Source organism: Segatella intestinalis (genome assembly GCF_029348455.1).
GTDB lineage: Bacteria > Bacteroidota > Bacteroidia > Bacteroidales > Bacteroidaceae > Prevotella.
In genome coordinates, this window is record NZ_JARJVV010000001.1 from 81,420 (window position 1) to 104,047 (window position 22,628).

At 48.5% G+C, this 22,628-nt stretch carries 19 protein-coding genes and 2 tRNA genes; 6 read left to right on the top strand and 15 right to left on the bottom strand.

The genetic code is table 11. From position 1 onward, the window contains the following. The first annotated feature begins 17 nt into the window (after positions 1-17). Entirely contained in the window at positions 18-1,289 is a 1,272-nt protein-coding gene (locus P3T48_RS00345; RefSeq protein WP_276505183.1) for a BACON domain-containing protein, read from the top strand. A gap of 149 nt (positions 1,290-1,438) precedes the next feature. On the opposite strand, the gene P3T48_RS00350 is transcribed toward P3T48_RS00345, so the two are convergent. The 11 genes from P3T48_RS00350 to prmC form a co-directional block, all read right to left on the bottom strand. After that, positions 1,439-2,986 (bottom strand): YifB family Mg chelatase-like AAA ATPase, encoded by a 1,548-nt coding sequence (locus tag P3T48_RS00350; protein ID WP_276505184.1) that lies wholly within the window; start codon positions 2,984-2,986, stop codon positions 1,439-1,441. Between the two features lie 58 nt (positions 2,987-3,044). Beyond that, positions 3,045-4,052, bottom strand: a complete 1,008-nt coding sequence (locus tag P3T48_RS00355; protein WP_276505185.1) for a DUF4369 domain-containing protein — start codon at positions 4,050-4,052, stop codon at positions 3,045-3,047. A 14-nt stretch (positions 4,053-4,066) separates the two neighbouring features. Then, positions 4,067-4,152: transfer RNA gene (locus tag P3T48_RS00360), tRNA-Leu, on the bottom strand. A 19-nt stretch (positions 4,153-4,171) separates the two neighbouring features. Beyond that, positions 4,172-4,244 (bottom strand) — tRNA-Gly (locus tag P3T48_RS00365). Between the two features lie 104 nt (positions 4,245-4,348). Next, positions 4,349-4,954 (bottom strand): hypothetical protein, encoded by a 606-nt coding sequence (locus P3T48_RS00370; RefSeq protein WP_276505186.1) that lies wholly within the window; start codon positions 4,952-4,954, stop codon positions 4,349-4,351. Positions 4,955-4,979: 25 nt separating this feature from the next. Next, a complete protein-coding gene (argH, locus tag P3T48_RS00375) occupies positions 4,980-6,320 on the bottom strand; it encodes an argininosuccinate lyase (RefSeq protein WP_158462900.1) in 1,341 nt (446 codons plus the stop codon). Between the two features lie 91 nt (positions 6,321-6,411). Further along, a complete protein-coding gene (locus P3T48_RS00380) occupies positions 6,412-6,873 on the bottom strand; it encodes an SRPBCC family protein (RefSeq protein WP_276505187.1) in 462 nt (153 codons plus the stop codon). A 19-nt stretch (positions 6,874-6,892) separates the two neighbouring features. Next, entirely contained in the window at positions 6,893-7,525 is a 633-nt protein-coding gene (gene pyrE / locus P3T48_RS00385; protein WP_158462902.1) for an orotate phosphoribosyltransferase, read from the bottom strand. A gap of 81 nt (positions 7,526-7,606) precedes the next feature. Further along, entirely contained in the window at positions 7,607-8,335 is a 729-nt protein-coding gene (locus tag P3T48_RS00390) for a ComF family protein (protein ID WP_022253173.1), read from the bottom strand. Between the two features lie 14 nt (positions 8,336-8,349). Further along, on the bottom strand, positions 8,350-8,886 hold the full coding sequence (locus tag P3T48_RS00395) for a regulatory protein RecX (RefSeq protein ID WP_254880120.1): 537 nt from the start codon (positions 8,884-8,886) through the stop codon (positions 8,350-8,352). Between the two features lie 51 nt (positions 8,887-8,937). Further along, positions 8,938-9,825, bottom strand: coding sequence for a peptide chain release factor N(5)-glutamine methyltransferase (gene prmC / locus P3T48_RS00400; protein WP_276505188.1), 888 nt, complete (start codon positions 9,823-9,825; stop codon positions 8,938-8,940). A gap of 89 nt (positions 9,826-9,914) precedes the next feature. Between prmC and ribD the strand changes: the two genes are divergently transcribed. Both ribD and P3T48_RS00410 read left to right on the top strand, forming a co-directional pair. Continuing rightward, entirely contained in the window at positions 9,915-10,943 is a 1,029-nt protein-coding gene (gene ribD, locus P3T48_RS00405; protein ID WP_276505189.1) for a bifunctional diaminohydroxyphosphoribosylaminopyrimidine deaminase/5-amino-6-(5-phosphoribosylamino)uracil reductase RibD, read from the top strand. Between the two features lie 36 nt (positions 10,944-10,979). After that, positions 10,980-11,135: a hypothetical protein gene (locus P3T48_RS00410; protein ID WP_276505190.1), complete on the top strand. Its 156-nt coding sequence runs from the start codon at positions 10,980-10,982 to the stop codon at positions 11,133-11,135. Positions 11,136-11,514: 379 nt separating this feature from the next. Here P3T48_RS00410 and P3T48_RS00415 read toward each other — a convergent pair whose 3' ends face one another. From P3T48_RS00415 to P3T48_RS00430, 4 genes are all read right to left on the bottom strand, one after another. Then, positions 11,515-12,036: a porin family protein gene (locus P3T48_RS00415; RefSeq protein WP_158462906.1), complete on the bottom strand. Its 522-nt coding sequence runs from the start codon at positions 12,034-12,036 to the stop codon at positions 11,515-11,517. A 1,072-nt stretch (positions 12,037-13,108) separates the two neighbouring features. Further along, on the bottom strand, positions 13,109-13,579 hold the full coding sequence (locus P3T48_RS00420) for an RNase H family protein (protein ID WP_276505191.1): 471 nt from the start codon (positions 13,577-13,579) through the stop codon (positions 13,109-13,111). 125 nt (positions 13,580-13,704) lie between these two features. Further along, positions 13,705-15,525: an arginine--tRNA ligase gene (argS, locus tag P3T48_RS00425; protein WP_276505192.1), complete on the bottom strand. Its 1,821-nt coding sequence runs from the start codon at positions 15,523-15,525 to the stop codon at positions 13,705-13,707. A 218-nt stretch (positions 15,526-15,743) separates the two neighbouring features. Further along, positions 15,744-15,938, bottom strand: a complete 195-nt coding sequence (locus P3T48_RS00430) for a hypothetical protein (protein WP_158464133.1) — start codon at positions 15,936-15,938, stop codon at positions 15,744-15,746. A 437-nt stretch (positions 15,939-16,375) separates the two neighbouring features. On the opposite strand from P3T48_RS00430, the gene P3T48_RS00435 reads away from it, so the two are divergent. The 3 genes from P3T48_RS00435 (at position 16,376) to P3T48_RS00445 (ending at position 22,611) form a co-directional block, all read left to right on the top strand. Then, positions 16,376-19,642 (top strand): glycoside hydrolase family 2 TIM barrel-domain containing protein, encoded by a 3,267-nt coding sequence (locus tag P3T48_RS00435; RefSeq protein WP_276505193.1) that lies wholly within the window; start codon positions 16,376-16,378, stop codon positions 19,640-19,642. A gap of 339 nt (positions 19,643-19,981) precedes the next feature. Further along, a complete protein-coding gene (locus P3T48_RS00440; protein WP_276505194.1) occupies positions 19,982-21,301 on the top strand; it encodes a TolC family protein in 1,320 nt (439 codons plus the stop codon). A 56-nt stretch (positions 21,302-21,357) separates the two neighbouring features. Further along, a complete protein-coding gene (locus tag P3T48_RS00445; protein WP_276505195.1) occupies positions 21,358-22,611 on the top strand; it encodes an efflux RND transporter periplasmic adaptor subunit in 1,254 nt (417 codons plus the stop codon). Positions 22,612-22,628 lie beyond the last annotated feature (17 nt).

Below are 22,628 nucleotides of genomic sequence, written 5' to 3' on the forward strand. Positions count from 1 at the left end.
ATTTAATACTTGAATTTATGAAGAAAATCTTTAGTTACTGGGTGCTGTGCCTGATGGCATTTGCTACCTCGGCATTGGTAAGTTGTAGCTCCGATGATAATGGAGACGAGTGGGGTGGATTTAAGTTTGAGAATGTTCGTGATGGCAAACTGTCTGTTGTCGCGGATCAAACCTCTTCAGAAATCATCATGAAGGCATCCAAGGCTTATCGTGCTTATGTTTCAGCTACGTCTGATGGTTCTTCTACAGAAGAAATCAGTTGGCTGCGTTATGAAGGCTCTCGCCTTGATGACGGAACCTGTCACATCAGTATCCAGCTTGATAAGAACGATACTGGGAAAAGCCGTTCTGCATACATTATTATAGTATGTGACGACAAGACGGTGCCCATATTGATTACTCAGACTGCTGAGGATAGCTCAAATGTTGGAGGAGATTCCGATGCAGATAATGGTGGAATTACGGCTCTCTTTACTATCACCAAAGAATGTTCTGTCATTACTGGTACTCATGTAGAGGATGATGGGACGGAGACTTATGAACTGCAGTATCAGAATGGCAATTTGACGAGGTTCAAGCATGTGGAGCGTGATGATATGGCTGGTGCCAGCGACAAGTATTGTATTGAGACTACTACCGGAACCATCTTCAACTCGGGAGCAAGCATCAAGACGGATTGGAATAGGAAATCTATCTATTATCCTTCTCAGAAGACAGAAGAGGATATGGCAGACTTTAATGCCAAATTGGAGAATGGAAGGATAGTCAGTGGTACTATCTTCAAGTCATGGATGAACGGCACAAGGCCATTTGAGATATCTTATAATGCTGATGGTACGATGATGCAGACTCGTTATAATGACATCAGTGAGTATGATGGCTCTGACGACTGGGACAATCATACTTTCATTTGGGAAAATGGTTATCTCACAAAGGTGAAGTGTGAAAGCATGGATGCTGTCTCTACATTCGCTTACGACAAGACAACAGCCATTCCTGCACCTTTTGACAAGACTCTTGACCTGAATATGTTGCTGCTTTTGGAGGAAGCTGAGTTCTTTGATGGCACCAATGGTGAGATTCTGAATGTCCTGGCTATAGGTGGCAAGTTGGGCACTCGCTCCAAGGGATTGATCAAGGAGTATCATTGCGATTGGACAGAAGACACTCCTTTCACTCTCAAGATGACCTACAAGAAGTTGACCAGTGATGAGGTCATTGTGGAAGTAAACCATTATGAAAATAATCAATTACGTTTTGGTTATAAGTGGACTATCAAGCGTTCTTAATCAATTAGCGAGAAATGAAATATGAAAAAGCGGACATTGGACTCAATCCCAATGTCCGCTTTTTGGTTAAAGCCAATAATAGTATCCGTTTCTATACTCAGCATCGTTTTCGGTGTAGCCTGACGGTACTTACCGATAAGACGAAAGTTCTATATTCCTCTTTCTGCCCAGTCGCCACGGTCGAGGGTGCGATAACCGATGGCCTCTGCCAAGTGGTGCGACTCTACATGCTCGCAGCCTTCCAGGTCGGCAATGGTGCGTGCTACCTTCAGGATGCGGTTGTAGGCGCGGGCAGAGAGTGACAGACGTTCCATCGCCATTCTCAACATGCTGATGCCAGCCTCGTCGGGTTCGGCATACTGATGTATCATGCGCTCGCTCATTTGTGCATTGCAGTGGATTCCTTTTTGTCCGCTGAAGCGTGCCGCCTGGATTTCCCTTGCCCTTATCACACGTTTGCGTATCTCGGCACTTGGCTCACCTTGTGCCGCCTTCGAGATGTCCTTGAAGGGAACGGGAGTTATCTCGCACTGGATGTCGATGCGGTCGAGCAGTGGACCAGAGATTTTGTTCATGTAGCGTTGTATCTGTCCTGGGGTGCAGACACAGTTGTGGGTTGGATCGCCATAATAGCCGCAGGGACAAGGGTTCATGCTTGCCACAAACATGAAAGAACAAGGATAGTCGATGGTGTATTTGGCGCGGCTGATGTTGATGTGCCGGTCTTCCAAAGGCTGGCGCAGCACCTCGAGGGTCGTCTTGTTGAACTCGGGCAGCTCGTCGCAGAAGAGCACGCCATTGTGTGCTAACGAGATTTCGCCAGGCTGAGGAGTTGCTCCTCCACCTACTAAAGCCACTTGAGATATGGTGTGATGGGGAGAGCGGAAAGGACGTTGCGAGATGAGCGATACGTTCTTGCCCAACTTGCCAGCTATGGAATGTATCTGTGTGGTTTCCAAACTCTCAGAGAGCGTGAGAGGAGGAAGAATGGAAGGCAGACGCTTAGCCATCATCGACTTACCCGAACCAGGAGGTCCTACCATGATGAGGTTGTGTCCGCCTGCAGCAGCTACTTCCAAGGCACGTTTCACATTCTCCTGACCTCGTACGTCAGCATAGTCGAGGTCGAAATGACTCTGATTTTCGTAAAATTCCTTGCGGGTATCGACGATGGTGGGAGAAGGATTGCTCTGGTCGTTCATGAACTGGATGACCTCGAGCAGGTTTTTCATGCCGTACACCTCTAAGTTGTTGACCACGGCAGCCTCGCGCACATTCTGTTCGGGTACGATGAGTCCCTTGAAATGTTCGGCTCTTGCCCTTATGGCAATAGGCAGGGCGCCCCTGATGGGCTGCAAGGTTCCGTCGAGACTCAGCTCGCCCACCATCATATATTCCTTGAGATGATCTTCTATGATGTTGCTGTTGGCTCCCAATATGCCGATAGCTAAGGGCAGGTCGAAACAGCTTCCTTCTTTGCGAAGGTCGGCTGGAGCCATGTTGATGGTAATGTCGGCCACGGGAAACTTGAAGCCACTATACTGCAGGGCAGCGGCTATTCGGTCGCGGCTTTCTCTTACAGCCTCGTCGCCAAGACCCGTGAGATGATACTGTACGCCTCGGTTGAGGCTTACTTCTATGGTTACGGTGGTTACTTCCAGACCGTTTACGGCTGCGCAATAGGTTTTTACTAACATGTCTTCAGGTTTTAGATGGTGATGAAGATTGTTGTCGTTTCGGGGGTGTTGATATGCTTTATTTCAGCAGTTGGTCCAACTTGCTGTTCAGCTCATTCTTCTTCAGGCTCCGCGCCACGATTTTGCCATTCTTCAGCACGATGTTGTCGGGGATTCCTATCAGTCCGAGTTTCAGGAGAGTCTTGTCGGCAAGCAAGTCTCCGTTGCATACGTTGGGCCATGAGATGGAGTCGCGCTCCAGGTTTCTTTTACAGTCGGCCTTATTGCCGTCTATACAGATACTCATCAGTTTGAGTTTTCCCTGCGAGCTACGCTGGCGCTTCTTGAGTTCACGCAAGAGGTCCATGCTGTCGAAGACAGAGGTCGACCAGGTGGTGATGACGGCTACGGGTGCCGAGGCAAGAGATGTGCTTGATATGAGTTTCCCGTTGGTGTCGTAGGCTGTGAATACAGGCAGTTGTGAGCCGATGCCTGCGCTCTTGAGCCATTTGAGCTGCTGTGCCAGTCTTGCGAGATTGCCGTTGCCGGGCTGTTCCTTGCTCAGAATGCTGAGCAGTTGTGAAGCCTTGGCGTAATCGGGCGAAAGAGCAGCCACGAAGTATTTTCTGACGAGGAATACGCTTACTACCGAGGCAGGGTTGTCTTTGATAAACCGCTCGGCTATTCGGGTTTCTTCGGGAGGTGAGACGTTGAGAATCTGTTCGCGGAACGAGTTCATGAGCTCATTGTCCTTGCTTCCCTTTACAGTAAGTTCCTTGAGGTGAGAGGCGTCAGCCTTGATGTCTACCGACTTTCCCGGCTCAGCGAATACAGGCTGCTCGGAGAAGTTGGGGAACACAATCATCAGAGTAAATTTGTCTTTGCAGGGAGCCTCGTAGGTGAAACGTCCGTCTATCACCTTGATGGTGTCGACACCTTCGATGCCGCCATCAGGACTGTAAACATAAAATTCACCTTGGTCCATGTGAAGAAATCTGCCTTCGAGCTGAAATCTGTTGCTGCTTACCCCACAGGCGGTAAGTGTAAGACTTGCTATTAGAATAAAAAAATAAGCAAATTTTTTCATATGTAGGAGGAAAGTGCCGCGAGCGGGACTCGAACCCGCACAGCCATTACTGGCCAAGGGATTTTAAGTCCCTCGTGTCTACCAATTCCACCATTGCGGCATGGTAAACAATAAAAGAGAGCGGAAAACGGGACTCGAACCCGCGACCCCGACCTTGGCAAGGTCGTGCTCTACCAACTGAGCTATTTCCGCAAAATGTGAGTGCAAAGATAGTGCTATTTCTTGGAACAGCCAAAAAAAATCACATTTTTTTAGATGAAAAGTTGTTTTTTCTTGGCTTCTTCCCTGTTCCGGGCTTAGTTTCCTACGCTTACTGGGGTTCCAAGTCCCTTGTAGTCGATGCCGTATCCCATCAGCGCCTCGCCCTTGGCTCCTTCTGTAATGGCACCTGTTTCCAAGGAATAGGTACGCTTGCACTTCTTGCACATGACCGACTGGCGTATTCCGTTCAGCTCGAGTGGATAGTTGGTGCCGCCGTATTGTGTGATACAGTTGGGGCATTGTCTGTCCCAGGCCACTTTTCCCAGGAAATTGCTGAGTCCGATAATGATTCCGTTGTTGGCTCCCAAGGGGCGAGTCTTGATGCGGTTGTCCCATCCCTCTATGCGGTCGGTAGTAATCTTGATGTCCTCGGTGATGTTTCTTCCGTCGTTGAGTGTGGAATAAATGTGCCAGACACCAAGATTTTTCACGCTGATGAAGGTGTAGCATCCGGGATTGAGCAGGGCTGTCTCAATGGAGGTTCCTGGATGCAACTTGGGATTGAAGTAAAAACTGCATGGGAAGCGGGTGCTGATCAGGTCTTCTGCATCACAGCCGACAAGGACTGTCAGGCAGAAGAGCAAGGCCATGCTCCACGCCCAGCCATGCTTCACCTTATTATATATATAGGAGTGTTTCACTTCTTTGTCTTTCTGCTTTTAGTTTTTACCTTCCGAGCAGTTCCTTTTCAGCATTCTCCATGCGCTCAAAGTGGAACTCGGAGAGGGTGTTCTCCATCAGTTCCTGAATCTTGTCGTTGCACAGGTTGCCGATGCTTCCCTCGTGGGTGTGGTGAATGTCCTTGTTGGGCTTGAACTCGCCAGCCTCGATTTCCAGTCCTACTTTCTTGTAAGCATCACGGAAAGGAGTTCCGTTGGCAGCCAACTGGTTTACTTCTTCTACCGAGAACATAGGGTCGTAGCGAGGATCGTCGAGGATGTGCTCGTTCACCTCCATCTTGTTGATGATGTAGGCAGCCATCTGCAGGCAGTCTTTCAGCTCGCCGAAGGCAGGGAGGAACACCTCCTTGATGATCTGCAGGTCGCGGAAGTAGCCCACTGGCAGGTTGTTCATAATGAGCATTACCTGTTGTGGCAGGCTCTGCAACTTGTTGCTCTTGGCGCGAATCAGCTCGAACACGTCAGGGTTTTTCTTGTGAGGCATGATGCTCGAGCCAGTGGTGCATTCCTTAGGCAGCTTGACGAATCCGAAGTTCTGACAGTTGAACATACATGCATCGAAAGCCATCTTGGCGAGAGTTCCCGCCACGGTAGCCATGGCGAAAGCCACGTTGCGCTCCATCTTTCCTCTTCCCATCTGGGCATAAACCACGTTGTAGTCCATGCTGTCGAAGCCGAGCAACTGGGTTGTCATGGTTCGGTTGAGCGGGAAACTGCTTCCGTAGCCGGCAGCGCTTCCCAAGGGGTTGCGGTTGGTCATGCGATAGGCTGCCTGCAGGAAGAGCATGTCGTCGGCAAGGCTCTCAGCATAAGCGCCAAACCACAGGCCGAAGGACGAAGGCATGGCTACTTGCAGATGTGTGTAGCCAGGCATCAGCACGTTCTTGTACTGTTCGCTCTTCTGTATGAGTTCATCGAAGAGAATCTTCACGGCATCGACGATTTCCTTCAGTTCGTGGCGTGTGAAGAGCTTCAGGTCTACCAGCACTTGGTCGTTGCGCGAGCGTCCGGAGTGTATCTTCTTTCCCATGTCGCCCAACTTCTGTGTCAGCATCAGTTCCACTTGGGAGTGTACGTCCTCTACGCCGTCTTCAATTACGAACTCGCCTTTTTCGGCTATGGCGTAGATGTTCTTGAGTTCAGCAAGGAGTTGTGGCAGCTCTTCCTTGCCGAGCAGTCCGATGCTTTCGAGCATGGTGATGTGCGCCATGCTTCCCAGTACGTCATACTTGGCGAGATAGAGGTCCAGTTCTCTGTCGCGTCCTACGGTGAAGCGTTCTATCTCCTTGTTCACTTCAAAGTTTTTTTCCCAAAGTTTTTGTGCCATTTTCTTATGTTGATTTACTTCATGTTACTAAAGTTCCTCTTGCCTGGAATCGTCTTGTTGCTTATTCCTCTTGAGGGGAAATGTCGTTGTTTTAATCTTCGTATGAAATCATTGCCAGGGCATTGGCAATCTTCTCTATGCCTTCTTCGAGCGGCTTCTTCACCATACCTTTGATGAATGGGTTGAGATCGGCCTTGATGGTAAGCTTCATCTTGCAGGCTGTGTCGCTTGTGGGCAGCAGCTGAATCCAGAGGTTGAAGGGGATGGGGCTGTTTTCTGTTTCAAACTTGATGGTCTTAGGCTCCTCGCGGTCGATAATTTGCATCTTGATTTCGCCCACCATAGGTGCGGTAATAGAGATGCTGTCGCTATCAAACTTGAGGTCCTTCAGCTTTTCCATTTCCTTTCTCTTGTCCTCAGGAATCTGGTCTTTCACCTGCTCGAATTTGTCTTTGAGTCGCTGCAGGTTGTTCAGATCGCTCAATGTACGATAAACAGATTCCTGCTTGTGTGGAATCTGCTTGATATTACTTTCGAATGTACTTGTGCTCATTATTGATGGATCAGCTTGATTACTTCTTCCAGTTGGCTGGGTCTTTGCGCCAGTCGTGGAGCAGTTCTACGTCTTCCTGTGCGATGTATCCAGTCTCCAAAGCCTCGGCTACAACGTGCTCATAGTCGGTAAGAGTTACCAGCTTGACACCAGCATCGGCAAATGCTTTCTCGGCAACAGGGAAACCGTAAGTGTAGCTTGCCACCATGCCGATAACCTCGTTTCCGTTCTTTCGGAGAGCCTCTACGGCTTTGAGTGAGCTTCCGCCGGTAGAGATCAAGTCTTCTACAACCACAACTTTAGCGTCAGACTTCAGTTCGCCCTCGATGAGGTTCTGCATACCATGGTCCTTGGGTTTAGAACGAACGTATACGAAAGGCAAGTTCAGTTCGTCGGCCACCAATGCGCCTTGTGCGATGGCACCAGTTGCCACACCTGCTACGGCGTCAGCCTCTGGGAACTGTTCGAGGATGGTGTGTACGAGTTCGAGCTTCACGTAGTTGCGCAGCTCTGGGAACGACAAAGTCTTGCGGTTGTCACAATAGAAAGGAGACTTCCAGCCAGAAGCCCATGTGAAAGGATCGTTAGGCTGCAGTTTGATAGCCTTGACGTTTAATAACTTTGATGCGAAATCTTTTTTCAGTTTGTCCATAATCATTAAAGGATTAAAGTTTTGTTTGCAAAGGTACGTTAAAACGCAGACAAAACCAAATTTATTATTTATTTTTTGAACTTATTGTCCTTTGGCGTATCCTATGGTGAGGATGCTGAACTTCATCGAGTCTGTTGCCTTCATGAGTTCCCGGCAGCATGAAATGATGGTGGCTCCTGTTGTGCACACGTCGTCTACGATGAGCAGATGTTTGTGTTCGAGGCTTTCGGCCTTGCTTCCTCCTGGTGCGTAGTCGGGCGACAGGGCAAAGACATCCTGCACATTGATGTTGCGTTCCCATCGGTTCTTGTGTGTCTGGCTTTCGACGAAAGTCTTTCTTCTGACGAGCTTGTTGAGTATGGGAATCTTTGTGGCTTCGTGCAGTCCTCGCGCTATGGCCTCGCTCTGGTTGTAGCCTCGCTCTCTTTTTCGTTTGGGCGCCAGAGGGATAGGCACGATGGCGTCTATGCCATCGAAGAACTGTATGCGGAGGGCTTCGTTGGCCAGTAGGTGTCCCATGCCTACGCCTACTTCCTCATGCTGGTTGTATTTGAGCTGGTAGAGCAGGTTGCTGGCAGGAGCGTGCCCGTGATAATGAAACAGGGCGCAGCATTTCTCTACGGGAATACTGTGCCAGAAGAGTTTTGCCATGTCGTTGTCTTCTGGCTGTTGCCAGGTGTTGGTGCGTGGCAGATGCAGATTGCACGCTATGCAGATGATTTCCTCCTCGCCCAGCAGTCGTTGGCCGCAGATAAGGCAATGGCGTGGACAGAGCAGGTCGAGAATCTGGGCTAATAGGCTGAGTCGCATAGGCCGGTTGTATTTTAGAATTGTTCCTCTTCGAAGTCTTCGTCTTCTGCTTCCATTCCCATCTTGTCGATGCACTTGTGTATGAGGTCTATGCTGAAGCCTCTTCCCATGGCAAATCGTATGAGCTTCATCGAACGCTCATAGTCGTTTTTCGCCTTGATGGTTTTGTATTTGCTCTTCATCAGGGGCAGCAGGGTTTCCATGTAGAGTCCGTCTTCTATCTCCTCGAAGATGGGGTCGGATATTTCCTTAGGTATGTGTTTCATCCAGAGAGCCTGTTCCACCTTGCGCCGTCCCCACTTGTTGTATTTTATCTTGTCGTTGATAAAGAAGCGGGCGAATCGTTCGTCGTCGACAAACTTCTTCTGTGTCAGGAACTCCATGTTTCGTGCAATGGCTTCCTCGCTCAGTTCCCACTTCTTCATCTTGTCGAGCATTTCCTGCGAGCAATGTTCGGCTTGGGTGCAGAGAGTGGTGAGCTTCAGCAGGGCTTGTTGCTCGGTCATGGGTTTCTTGGGTCGCTTGGGCTTGTTGTAGTTGCTGTATTCCATACTCATTCTTCTGTTTTCATATGAAAAGTTGAGGCTTTTCAGTCTCCTCGGTTATTTCTTCATCGCTCGCATCATTCTCTTCTTGCCATAGAAATCTTGTTGGGTCTCTATGTTCTCGAATCCGAATCCTTCGAGCATTTCCCTTGTTTCCTTCTCGTAGATGGGATTGATTTCGAAGTAGAGCCTTCCTCCGTAGACAAGCTCCAGGGCGGCAATCTCTGCGATGGCCCGATAGAATCTCAGCGGGTCTTCATCGGGAACGAAGAGGGCGAGGCCGGGTTCGTAGTTCAATACATTCTTCGCCATGTCTGCTTTCTCTTTCTCGCAGATATAGGGTGGGTTGCTCACGATGATGTCGAGGCTGGGCTCGTTCTTTATGCCTTCTTTTGTCATCTTGAGCAAGTCGAACACATCAGCATGCTTTATTTTTGTGTTGGAATTCAACTTCTTGGCGTTTTCTGTAGCTGTGGCAATGGCTTTCTCCGAGATGTCTATTCCTGTTACCGTCGATTGTGGAATGTCGAGACTTAGTGTGATGGCAATGCAGCCGGAGCCTGTGCAGATGTCTAAGATGTTGGGGTGAGGAACAGCTGGCTTTCCTGTTGCAGCCTCCTTCTCCTTTTGTGTGTCGACTATCCACTTGCAAAGTTCGGCTGTCTCGGGACGTGGGATAAGAACTCCCGGCTCTACACGAAACTTTCTTCCGCCAAAGTCGGCTTCGCCCAATACATACTGTACTGGCTCAGCTTTTTGCAGTCGAGCCATAATTTCTTCGAGTTTTATGCTCTCGTCTGCAGATAATTCAGTAATTTTGCCACAGATTATGTCGGTCAGCGTCATTCCGTATTTCACTTCCAGTACGGTGCGGACGATAGCTCTTGCTTCATCTGCATCGTAGAGAGGGGTGAGTGATTGCCAAAGTTGCTGATACGTATTCATGTCAGTCTACAATGATTTGATTTATTTTTCGAGAACAAAGATACGACATTTTATCGAAAGCAAGTAAAAAACAACGAAGAAATTGTGATATGGAGCAGAATAATATATCTTTGGGAAACCCTCTTGCGGGCAAACCTTCCCCTTCTCAGCAGGAGATAGACGAACACTTCATGCGCCGCTGTCTGCAACTGGCTAAGAATGGCCGTCAGAATGCGAAGCCCAATCCCATGGTGGGAGCCGTTATCGTAAGTGAGGATGGCAGAATCCTGGGCGAGGGCTATCATGTGCGCTGTGGCGAGGGCCATGCCGAGGTCAATGCCTTTGCATCGGTCAAGCCCGAGGACGAGCATCTGTTGGCAGGAGCTACAATCTATGTGAGCCTTGAGCCTTGTTCGCATTATGGCAAGACGCCTCCCTGCGCCGACCTCATCGTGAGCAAGCGGGTGAAAAGATGTGTCTGTGGGTGTGTCGATCCTTTTGCCAAGGTGCAGGGCCGTGGCATTCAGAAGATTCGTGAGGCAGGCATCGAGGTGACGGTTGGCGTGCTGGAGTCGGAATGTCTCGAACTGAACAAGCGCTTCATCACCTACAACACGCATCAGCGTCCTTACATCATACTGAAGTGGGCGCAGACAGCCAATGGATTCCTCGACAATGAAGGCAAGGGAATGGCTGTCTCTTCGGCCTTTACCAAGATGCTTTCTCATAAGCTCAGGGCTGAGAACGACGCCATCTTGGTGGGACGGGTTACCGATGAGCGCGACCATAGTCAGCTGAATGTTCGCGACTGGTATGGTAAGAATCCTGTGCGCTTGGTGATAGACCGCCATCATCCTTGTTTCGAGGGCTTGGACTTCTCTAAGGGCAACGAGGCGCTGCTGCGCCAGATCATGAGCTTCCTATATATTAATAAGGTGCAATCGTTGATTGTGGAGGGTGGAGCCATCACTCACCAGTCTTTCCTTGATGCCGGTCTTTGGGATGAAATCAGGATAGAGACAGCCACGTCAAAGTTTGTCAAGACAGGCACTGAGGCACCGAGGCTTCCTCATGGTGTAAAGCCGATAAGTCATGAGGAATACGATGACAACGTCATCGATACCTATGAGCGAGCATAAACACATTAAACACTACACATTAAACATTGACAATCGATGAGTAATAGATTTACATCGCGCCTGAGCGATAATGACGATTACAAGCGAGACGAACTGATTCGCAAGATAGAGCATGCCGTGGAGCGCATGACGCTCTCCGAGCTGGAAGCTTTGTCTTACGATATGTTTACTAAAGGGTATATTACGGATTAAAGTTTCGCAAGTTTTACCCCACACGCCCTGTTTTACCCCACACGCCCTGAAAGGGCAGAAGCTCTTAGCCCAGGGCAGCGCCTTGGGTTATCATGTTCGCAAACTTGACGCCCTGTAAGGGCAAAAGCTTTAAAACTCACACGGAAATTTATAAAGCTTTTGCCCTTACAGGGCGCATTGCTGACTGTTACTATACCCAGGGCGCTGCCCTGGGCTAAGAGCTTTTGGGCCTTCAGCCCGTACTTGAGCCACATGCGAAAGTTCAATCAGTAATAAAAACAAAAACTCGTAGTTTCGATTTAAATAAGTCTTAGCTTATGGAGGAAAGAAACTACGAGTTTTCTATGATGTGGAACCTTCATGAGAAGGCCTTGCCTGCTTAGAGGTTGAACTTGTAACCTATAGTCAACTGCAGAACATTTGTGTAGCCGTCACCATGCTTTGGCACCTTGGTAACACCGATGTTGTAGCGAGCGTCTACTACGAATCTGTCAAACTCGTAAGACATTCCTACAGGCACAGCGAGGTCGAAAGTGTTTACGTCTTTCATGTCGTCCTTGCTCACCATGAATGCGGGCTGAAGACCTGCCTTGAGGGCAAAGTTCTTGGCCACATAATAGTTGAGTGTTACAGGAATGTTCAGATAGCCCGGATTCCACGAGTAGTCGTCGTGTTTGCCACCCTGGAAAGAATAGAGAAGTCCACCGGCCAGACCCATCTTGCTTGTGAACTGATGCTGGATCTCAGCACCGAATACGAAGCCAGCCTTCCAGTCTAAGTCACCTACGGTAGATACATTCAAACCGATTTTAGGCTGAATGGTAGTCGAACCTGTTCTGCTCTGTGCGAAAGCACCAATTGATGATAATGCCACAAGGGCGATGAAAAGTAATTTCTTCATAATCTCTAATTTTAAGTTGTTATTACTGGATAGTTAATTCTCTCTGTTCAGGGGGAGTTTCCGAAAAAACTGCCTACAAATATAGTAAAAATATGGATATGCGATTTCTTTTTTCTTTATTTTAAGGCATTTTACATGTTTTTTATGAGATAATAACAGTTTTTTGTTGCAGTTTGCATATAAGTTTTGCAAGTTCAGAAGTTATAGAAGTAAAAGAAGTTATCACTCCCTTCGGTTGTTAGAAGTTATAGCCAACAGCTTTTTGTGTTGAATATTTAGCTGTAAAGGCATACGGCTTTAACTTCTCTAACTTCTGAACATGCGAAAGTTGAGTAAAGTCATTTTATTTTCCCAACTGGGTAATTATTTTTCTCCAGTTAGGGAAGTGATTTCTACACCTTTTTGAGTCGCAATGCATCGTTATGACATCTCAAATAGGCAAGAGTTCGATGGGAGATTGCCCTTCATGCCGCATAATTCCTTCCAAATGAGGTCAGAATACATGAATTTGGCTCCACTTACGTGCACTCCGAGAACAGGGAAAATCATCGGAACGATAGGTTCGTGCATGGATTTTGATGCCTGTGAGAGTATAAATGGCACTATTTTCGTTCATATTTCCCAGTTTTAGCACCTTTGTAGCGGTCTTTTTTGAGATGTCATTCTTCCTATTCACCTTTTTGTTTCTTGATAAATGGCTGATTATTAGCCTTTTAGAGAAGAAGCTAAGTTGCCTGCTGTTTCAGTTTCAGTTGTTTCAATTAATTTTTTGAGGGTTGAGATTTTTTCATTTTGTCAATTTTTTATTATATATAATTATTATATATATATTATAATTATATATATATTAAATAGTTATATAATAATATAATATAATATAGTAAAGAAAAAAGAACAAAAACGAAAGTTGGAACCCTCAAAAAATTAATTGAAACAACTGAAACTGAAACAAATTTTCAGCTCTCAGTCAGCTTTCCTCTCCCAGGCTGTTGGTCTCTTTTCCGCTGCATTCCACGAGTGCTTGTCGGGCGAGGATGGCTTCTAATGTCCAACTCGTATTCTTTGTTTCCTATCACTTTCTTCCGAAGTCGGCAGGAATCTCACCCCATTTCTTAGTTTCCCATTTCAGTATGGGGGTTGTGATGTTGTGCGTACGGAGCCAATTCTCGCCTCGGGCTATGATTTGATACAGTTGTTCAGTCTGCGCGTTGTGTTCCAGCTTGGTCTTGCATTGTTTCTTCTGTACCCACAGTTGCGCGTTCACGCTGTCGCTATAGATCACCTTGTCGGTAATGCCCCTTTGCTCCATGAGAGCCAAGGCGTGCACGATGGCAAGAAATTCGCCAATGTTGTTGGTGCCGTGCAGCGGTCCATAGTGAAACACCTGTGCTCCTGTCTGCAGGTCGATGCATTGGTATTCCATCGGTCCGGGGTTTCCCGAGCAGGCTGCGTCAACAGCCCATGCGTTGGCATTCACTTCCATGGGCAAGGGCAGCACGGTGTCGTTTCTCCATGAAGGAGGATTGGCTGGCAATTTGTTCATTGATGATAGAAAATAGCTGTAGTGGGTAAAAAAACGAAATGAGCATTCCCCAGAGCTCTTGGCTCTGGGGTTGCTCATTATTTGTCAATAGTCAATATTCTTTATTTTAAATTGTAGGTTATTCATTACATTCTTTCTGGAACCTCGATGCCGAGCAGCGCCATACCGTTCTTCAGAATCTTGGCGATGTTGGCAGCCAGTACTAAGCGTGTAGTCTTCTCTGCCTCGCTCTCAGCATTCAGGATGCTGTAGTCGTGATAGAACTGGTTGAACTCCTTGGTCAGCTCGTAGCAGTAGTTGGCTATGCTGGCAGGGTTGTAGTTGTTGCCCGCATCAGCCACGGCTGTGGCGAAGTCGTTCATCTTCTGTATGAGGTCAATCTCCTTCTCGTTGATAGGAGCATCAGCGCCCAATGTGGCAGGAATCTCAATGCCCTCGGCAGCTGCCTTGCGCATGATGCTGCGTATACGGGCATAGGTGTACTGGATGAAAGGACCTGTGTTGCCGTTGAAGTCGATGCTCTCTTCTGGGTTGAAGAGCATGTTCTTGCGTGCGTCCACCTTGAGGATGAAATATTTCAAGGCTCCAAGACCCACGATGCGTGAAATCTCCTGGCGCTCTTCCTCGCTCATGTCCTTGAACTTGCCCAACTCATCGCTTGTCTGGCGAGCATCTTTGATCATCTCTGCCATCAGGTCATCGGCGTCAACTACGGTTCCCTCGCGGCTCTTCATCTTACCGTTAGGCAACTCTACCATTCCGTAAGAGAAGTGAACCAAGTCCTTGCCCCACTTGAAGCCGAGGCGGTCCAGCAGGATAGAGAGCACCTGGAAGTGATAGTTCTGCTCGTTGCCCACCACGTAGATCATCTTGTCGATAGGGAAGTCCTTGAAGCGGAGGTCGGCAGTACCGATGTCCTGAGTCATATAGACCGAAGTGCCGTCGGAACGGAGCAGGAGCTTCTGGTCGAGTCCCTCATCGGTAAGGTCGGCCCAAACCGAGTTGTCGTCCTTGCGGAAGAAGAGTCCCTTCTCCAGTCCTTCCTCTACCTTCTTCTTTCCCTCGAGGTAGGTGTTTGACTCATAATATATCTTGTCGAAGCTTACGCCCATCATCTTGTAGGTTTCATCGAAGCCGGCGTAAACCCAGTTGTTCATCTTCTCCCAGAGAGCGCGAACCTCAGGGTCGTTGTTCTCCCACTTCACGAGCATTTCGTGAGCCTCCTTAATCAGCGGAGCCTCTGCCTTAGCCTTTTCAGTGGCAGCTTCTTCCTCCATGCCCTCCTTCATGTATTGAGCCTTGAGCTCTGCGATTTCCTCACGATAGTGCTTGTCGAAAGCCACATAGTAGTCGCCGATGAGGTGGTCGCCCTTCTTGCCGGAAGTCTCAGGAGTCTCGCCATTGCCCCACTTGAGCCAGGCGAGCATAGACTTGCAGATGTGGATACCACGGTCGTTCACGATGTTTGTCTTGATCACCTTGTTGCCGTTGGCCTCCATAATCTGAGCCAATGACCAGCCCAGGAGGTTGTTGCGCACGTGACCGAGGTGGAGAGGTTTGTTGGTGTTAGGAGAAGAGTACTCGATCATGACGAGCGGGCTCTGCTCTGTGACAGGTTTCTCACCGAACTTAGGGTCAGCGTTGATGGTGTTCAAGAGTCCTACCCATGCGGCAGGAGCGATAGAAAGATTCAGGAAACCTTTAACCACATTGAAGTCGGCAATCACATTGCAGCAGTTCTTCTTCAGGTATTCGCCAATTTCCTGTGCAGTATCCTCAGGTTTCTTCTTTGACATTTTGAGGAATGGGAACACGACGAGGGTAAGGTTTCCTTCGAAATTACTCTTGGTTTTCTGCAGGGCCACCATTTTCTCAGGCACGTCCTGTCCGTAAAGCTCTTTCACCGCAGCGATGACCGAGCTGATGATTTCGTTTTCTATCTTCATTTATACTAATTTTACCGGTAATTATTCAATAATTATGCAAGAAACATTCTCCTTCTTTGGCAGGAATGCGTTTTGCGGTGCAAAGTTACTGCAAATAAAGGACAATGCAAAATAAATCACGATAAATTTTAAGGGCAATCTCCCCCAGAGGTCTACACTCTTTCGAGAATAGTACCGAGAGCAGAGAATAAAAAACTCTTAACTGCTATCCTGAAGGTCTATACACCTTCGAGGATGATGGCAGCAACGTCTTCTGGTGTGTTCCACAGAATGCCGTCGTTCAGTTCGTCATCCGTAAAGCCACGAAGGGCTTCCTCTGCTTCCTTGGCTGTGATGGCAGGAGTGCCGTCCTCGTTTTTCGCATCGAGCAAAGCCTTCAGTATGGCAGCTCTGTATTCTTCGATAGTCATCATGTTCCTAATGTTGTTATGTTGTTTGTTTCTGGTGACAAAGATACTGTTTTTTTTACAAAAGAGCAAAGTTTTTCTCATTTTATTTCGATGAATATTGAAAAGTTTTAATTATTCTTGTGTTTTGCTGGTCTGGGAGTTCTTTCAGGAGTTTTTACGGGAGTTGAGTTATCCAGTTGGGCAGATTTTTACCAGTTTGAAAAGTGAGAATGACGGGCGTAGATGTTTGTCTGTCTGTCGATACAAAGTCATCCTTTTTAAGAGAATAAGTGTAAAGATAACATTTTTAACATAAAGAATGATTGCCAAGTCAGAAAAAACACTTATTTTTGCAGCAAGACAACAACAATTTTGCAAAAATAGAGTTCCTGACGCTTGCGGCAAGGGGACTCTGATGAACTGGATAAACCAAATAAATCCCTTTATATCATTCAACAACAATGAAACGAAAACTATTCCTTACTTTGGGTTTGGCAGCTTTGACCATGTACTCTTACGGAGTCAAGAAGCCTAAGACAATAGCCCGGAAAATGAACAAGACAACCATTCAGCAACCCACTTTCACCGAGTGGCACGACCTGCAGGTGAACGAAATCAACCGTTTGCCTCTTCACACATCCTTCTTCACCTATCCCTTTGCCGACATGGTGTATGAGGAAGGCGGAGTGGTAAAGAGCCGCAATCTTTCCAGTGTAGACAAGACGATGAGTCAGAATTTCCTTTCTCTTGACGGAATATGGAAGTTCAAGTGGGTGGAGAATGCCGACCAGCGCCCAACAGATTTCTATCTTACCAACCTCGATGACTCTCATTGGGGCACGATTCCTGTTCCTGGCAACTGGGAACTCAACGGCTATGGTCAGCCGGAGTATGTGAACATAGGCTTTGCCTGGCGCGGACATTTCGATGAGCAGCCGCCTGCCGTGCCAGTCAAGGACAATCATGTGGGCTCTTACCGTCGACAGATAGACATTCCTGCCAACTGGGACGGCAAGCAGGTGATAGCCCACTTCGGAAGCGTAACTTCCAATATTTATCTATATGTGAACGGACAGTTTGCCGGCTATGCAGAAGACGGCAAGGTGGCAGCCGAGTTCGACATCACTCCCTTCCTAAAGAAGGGCAAGAACCTCATAGCCTTCCAGACATTCCGTTGGTGCGACGGTTCCTGGTGCGAGGATCAGGACTTCTGGCGTCTGAGTGGTGTGGCTCGCGAGAACTATCTCTATGCCCGTGACGCCCATCTGCAGCTTGAGGACATTCGCATCACTCCCGATCTGGTGAACAATTACAAGGACGGCGTGCTACAGGTGGCAGCCAAGGTGAAGGGCCACGGAACCCTCAACCTCATCCTCTTCGACAAGGACGGCAAGCAGGTGGCAACAGCTGTCGGGGTTGCCAAGAATGGTCTGGCTCAGCTGTCTATGAAGGTAGACAATCCTCATAAGTGGACAGCCGAAACACCTTATCTCTACACCCTGCAGGTTTCGCTGTCGGGAGTTGGCAAAAGAGCCGACATGCGCCAGGCCAGTGTGACACCCGTCAAGGTGGGTTTCCGCAAGGTGGAAATAAAGAACCGCCAGTTCTTGGTCAACGGTCAGCCTGTACTCATCAAGGGAGCCAACCGTCATGAGATGGATCCTGATGGTGGATACGTGGTAAGCATGGAGCGCATGCTGCAGGACATACGCCTGATGAAACGACTGAACATCAACGCCGTGCGAACCTGTCACTATCCCGACGATCCACGTTGGTACGACCTCTGCGACGAGTATGGCATCTATGTGGTGGCAGAAGCCAACCAGGAGAGTCACGGTTTCCAGTACGGCAAGGACGCCGCAGCCGGAAAGCCTATGTTTGCCCGACAGATTATGGAGCGCAACCAGCACAACGTGTGCAACTTCTACAACCATCCCTCGATCGTAACCTGGAGCCTGGGCAATGAGACCGTGATGAGCGACAACTTCATGCAGGCTTACAAGTGGATCAAGAATCAGGACCAGAGCCGTCCTGTGCAGTATGAGCAGGCAGGCCATGGTGATGGAACCGATATTTACTGTCCGATGTATTATTCGGTGAAAGACTGCGAGGCATACAGCAAGAATCCTGCGAGCAACAAGCCTCTTATACAGTGTGAGTACAACCACACCATGGGCAACTCGGGTGGCAATCTGAGCGACTATTGGGCGCTTGTGCGTAAGTATCCCATCTTCCAGGGCGGTTTCGACTGGGACTTCGTCGACCAGGCACTGCATCGCCATCCACAGAAGCCTATGAGCATCAAGGCAGAAGCCATGAGTAACGAGCAGCTGCGACAGATAGAATACACCTACGGTGGCGACTATAACAAATACGACCCCAGCGACAACAATTTCAACTGCAATGGAATCGTAGGTCCCGACCGTCAGCTCAATCCTCATGCCTACGAGTTGGCTTATCAGTATCAGAACATCTGGACCACGATGAAGGACGTTCAGAAGGAAGAGGTTAATGTATATAATGAGAATTTCTTCGCCGACCTGAGCAACTGCGCCCTGGCGTGGAGCCTGATAGAAGATGGCGTGGAGACTCAGAACGGAACCCTTGCCGACATCGACGTGGCTCCACAGCAGACCAAGACTTTCACCATTCCTTACGACCTGTCGAAGGTGAAGGGCAAGGAGGTGTTCCTCGATATTGACTTCCGCCTGAAGAAGGCAGAGCCGCTCATGGAGGCAGGACAGATCATAGCCTACAGTCAGTTGGCGGTGAAGGAGAAATCATGCTGCGGACATTGTGCGTCAAAACAGGCAAGCACCCCAGCCGGCAAGAACGTGAAGGCAAAACTCATCGACCGGAAGGGCGAAGCCGACCTGGCTGTCGTCACTCCCGACCTCACCCTGAAGATAAGCCGCGCCACGGGACTCATCTCTGCCTTTACCTGTCAGGGCAAGTCGCTCCTGGGTGAGGGCGGAACCTTAAAACCCAACTTCTGGCGAGCTCCCACCGACAACGACATGGGCGCTGGTCTGCAGAAGAAGTTCAAGTTGTGGAAGCAGCCTGAGCTGACTCTGAAAACCCTCACGACAGCGAAGGACAAGAAGGCGAACACCTTCAGCATCTGTGCCACCTACACCCTGCCACAACTGAAAGCCGACCTGTCGGTGACCTATCTCGTCATGGCGAATACAGGCATGGTGAAAGTCACCGAAACCCTTCAGATGGCAGAAGGCGAGAAGGCGGACGACCTCTTCCGCTTCGGCATGCTCATGCAGTTGCCTTACGATATGTCGGAGAGCGAGTACTATGGCCGAGGACCTATAGAGAACTATTCCGACCGAAAGGAATGTATGCGCATAGGCATCTATCGCGACCAGGCCGACAATCAATATTTCCCCTACATCCGTCCACAGGAAAGCGGAACCAAGAGCGATATGCGCTGGTGGAAGCAGACCGACAGCAATGGCTTCGGACTGACGGTAAAGAGCTGTCAGCCTTTCTATGCCTCAGCCCTTCACTTCGATACCGACGAGTTGGACGATGGCGACGAGAAGGAACAGCGCCACAGCTTTAATCTGCAGAAGTCACGGTTCACCAACCTCTTCCTCGATGGCGAACATTATGGAGTGGGAGGCGAGAACTCCTGGGGCGCATGGCCTTTGGCTCCTTATCGCGTACATGCCGGCAACAAGAGCTTCAGCTTTGTCCTTGTGCCAGTGAAGAAATAAGAAAGGAGAGATCCTGCTTCATGCCACATTGAAGCCACACAGCTTTGCTGTCTATCGTTTCTGAAGTGTTTAGAAGCATTCTTTGTTATTTTCTTTTGAAGAATATGGTTTTGGAGAATATGGAAAAGTTTTATATAGTCATTCCTTGAAATGGCAGGAGTGTTAGCTGCTGTTTAGAATGATCAGCTTTAATTTGAGGTTTCTGTCCAACAATTAGACGGTGGTGTCTAATTGTTGGACAGTTTGTTTAATAAGGGTTTTCGTCTAAAGACTTGATTGTCAGAAGAAGTACTGTTTTGGCACGGCTCTTGTCCTTATCATGCCAAAATGAAGAAGATTATGAAAAGAATAGGAATATTGATAGGATGGTTGGTCTGGGCGGCTGGAGCCTCGGCGCAAAGCTGGAGCCTTGACGACTGCATGAAATACGCCGTGAAGCACGCCACGGAGGTGAAGCGGGAGGTGGTAAATGTCCGCCAGCGCAAGCAGGATTACCAGCATGCTGTGGCAGGATTCCTGCCAACTGTATCGGGAGGCGTGCAGGGACAGTATGCCTGGGGACGAAACATCGACCCGGAAACCAATACTTATAATAATGTAACGACATTCAATAATTACTATCAGCTTTATGCCGAACTGAATGTCTTTGATGGTTTCGCCACCATCAACGCCTTGAAGCAGGCAAAACTGAGTCGGGATTATTCAGCCACGGCGATGCAGAAGATTCAGGACGACCGCGCCATCGACGTGATGCAGAAATATGTGGATGCTGCCTATGCTGAGGCCAGCATTCAGATAGCAAGCGAGAAACTGAACGAAAGCAAGCGGATGCTGGCTAAGATGAAGCGTCTGTATGAACTGGGCGAGAAGGGGCGCCCGGATGTGGTACAGATGGAATCGCAGGTGGCGGAAGATGAATATAATCTTACGCATCAGGAGAATGTGGCAAAACAGAGTCTGCTCGCCTTGAAATCTGCGATGAATTTTCCGGTGGATGAAGAGCTGAAATTGGAACTGAAGTCAGGATATAAAGAGGTTTCTGAATCTGGAGTAAACTACGAAACCGTTTACCAGGGCTTCCAGCATATTTCTCCAGATTTAAAGTCGGCAGAATACGAAGTAGAGCGGGCAAGGTATGATTATAAGATAGCAAAAGGCAGATTGCTGCCATCACTCTCTCTCGGTGGCGGCATTTCTACCAACTATTATAAGAATCTCTCTCAGAAAGGGCAATACGATGGGTTTGCCTCGCAGTTTCGCAACAACCAGGGAGAATACCTCGCGTTGACCCTTTCCATACCTATTTATAATAGCGACCGCTGGCACAGCGTGAAAAAGGCACGCAACGACTGGCAACTGGCGCAGGTGAACCTGGAGGAAACCCGTCGCAAGCTTCACGACCAGATAGCCCAGGCGGTGATGGATGCAGAGGGTTACGCCAAGGAGTTGCATCAGATGCAGAAGAAGGTGGCCTCCGATTCGCTCGCCTATCACATGTCGAGCCGGAAGTTTGAGGAAGGAATGCTTTCCACCTTCGACCTTCATACCGCAGCCCAGACGCTTCTGGAAAGCAGAATCAAGGAACTCCAGATGCAGATGCTGCTCATTATCAAACAAAGGTTAGTTGCTTATTACCAGGGAGAAAATTTAATTAAATAAACCTGGAGAATGCAAGTGAATTCTTCACTTTTCGTTCTTCACTCTTCACTTAAATTATGGATATACAAATAGAAAAGAAAAAATATCTCGTGCCTCGCAAGTATTGGGCATGGATTGGCGGAGGAGCGGTTTTGATCGCAGTCCTCATTTGGTTGGGATTGAGCAATTTCTCTTCCACCCTGAAGGTGGATAGGAAGGGATTGAGCATCGGAACCGTAGAGAAGGCGCAGTTCAACGATTATGTTTCGGTGGATGGACAGGTGGTTCCTATCTCCGTGGTGCAGATCAGTTCCGAAGAAGGTGGTATCGTTCTGGAGAAAGTGGTGGATGAAGGTGCCCACGTGAACAAGGGCGATGTGATTGTGAAACTGAGCAATTCGAATCTCGACCTGGAGATTCTGAATGCCGAAAGTGAACTTGCCGAAAAGCAGGACATGCTTCGCAACACCCAGATTTCGATGGAGCAGGACCGTCTGAACAATAGCAACGAGGAACTTTCGCTTTCGCAGGATGTCATTACCAAGCGCCGCTCCTATCAGCATCAGGAGGCGTTGCACAAGGAAGAACTCAATTCGCGCGAGGAGTATCTGAAGGCAAAGGAAGATTACGACCTTGCAGTCAAGAAGCATGCACTCATCAGCAAGCGATTGAAGAAGGATGCACAGCTCCGCCGTTCACAGATGGATCAGATGGGTGATAATCTGGAAGCCATGCAGAAGAATGTGCAACTGGTTCGCCAGCGCAAGGAGAAACTGAACATCCGCAGCACCATTTCGGGCGAAATCGGCTTGCTCGATGTGGAGTTGGGACAGAGCATTTCTGCCGGACAGAAGATAGGAGTCATCAACGATCTCAGCGATTTCAAGGTACAGGCGCAGGTGGATGAGCATTACATCGACCGGGTAAAACCGGGGCTTACTGCCACTTTCGACCAGAACGGCAAGCATTATCTCTTGCAGGTTCGCAAGGTTTATCCCGAGGTAAGAGACGGCAGGTTCCGCATCGACTTCGTCTTCAAAGGTGTTCGCCCTGGCAATATCCGAACCGGTCAGACCTATTATGTAGATTTGCAGCTCGGTCAGTCGAAGCAGGCAATAATTATCCCTAAAGGCACGTTTTATAGTGTAACGGGCGGTCAATGGATTTTTGTATTAGACAAGAGTGGCAAGAAGGCTTATCGCCGCAAGATAACCATCGGTCGCCAGAATCCTCAATATTATGAGGTAATTGAAGGCTTGGAGCCGGGCGAGCAGGTTATCGTTAGCGGCTATGAAGCCTATAAGGATAATGATGTATTAGTTTTTAATTAGTAGTGATTAGTTAGTAA